The sequence below is a fragment of the Aminobacter sp. P4_D5 genome, assembly GCF_056401815.1.
On the sequence record NZ_JBFUIP010000487.1, the window covers coordinates 1 to 899 of the forward strand.

Genomic DNA, 899 nt, shown 5'->3' on the forward strand with positions numbered 1-899 from the left:
AGCCAAGATCGCTCGCAAGGCGGATCGCGAAGTCAAGGCGGCGCACCGATGATCGATTGGGCCCCCGGGGAAATCGCTACTTTCCGTGCGGACCTCGCCCGCATCCGGCGGAGTATGAGAGCCGCCGATGTCCTGATCGATTCCATCATGACCGCGCTTGAAGACGCCATCCTGGAGCAGGGCCTGGCCCCCCAGGAAGTCCGCGCGAAGGTCGGTGAAGCCATCGCGCCGGAGTACGCCAAGGCCGAGGCCGAAATCGACCGCAAAGTGAAAGCTCACGCTTCCAAGCGAACGCGGCGACGTGCCGCTCGCAGGGCCAAGGCGGCAGCGTCGAAGGCAGGCACGGTGCCTAAGCCCAAGATTTACGTTCCTCGTGACTGACAAAGCGGCGCCCATGAGGCGCCGCCGTCGATTCCAATGAAGCTCTAAGCCCCGCCAGACCGGGGCCTGTTCCGACAACGGGGCGTCGCCGGAAGCGTGATAGCCGACCTAAAGTGCTTTAGCGGCTCAGGGTGGCTGCGCTCACTGAACGGTGGAAGATTCCGGGCAATTGCGGTGAAACCTCGAAACCCGTCGTTGGATTGCTGCACTTGCCTTTCGGTCGTGGCCGATAACGGCCAGTCTGCTTTTCAATGGTGATGAAGCGAATTCGGACGCGGTCCGTCCGGCAGCTTGCGACCCAAGCGACGTTTCTTGATCCGGTCAGTAAACCAGGTGAGCGTGCGTGTGATAGGCGAAGGCTGAGCGATCAGTCCCGCGAACCTAGGGCCGATTCGACGCTCTGAATCAGCCGCTCTCGCAGGGCGAGGCTCCCTGCCGGTCCGAGGAGGGCCCTCACCCGCATGATGGGCAGGTAGGGCTCCATCGCCGCCATCAATGCCGCGGGGGCCATACCGGTC

At 63.4% G+C, this 899-nt stretch carries 1 protein-coding gene; it reads left to right on the forward strand.

Features of this window, described 5'->3' with window-relative positions:
- Positions 1-48: 48 nt before the first annotated feature.
- Positions 49-381 carry a hypothetical protein gene (locus AC1DWF_RS32955; protein ID WP_476842715.1) on the forward strand — a complete coding sequence of 111 codons (333 nt, stop codon included), beginning with the start codon at positions 49-51 and terminating at the stop codon, positions 379-381.
- Positions 382-899: the final 518 nt, after the last annotated feature.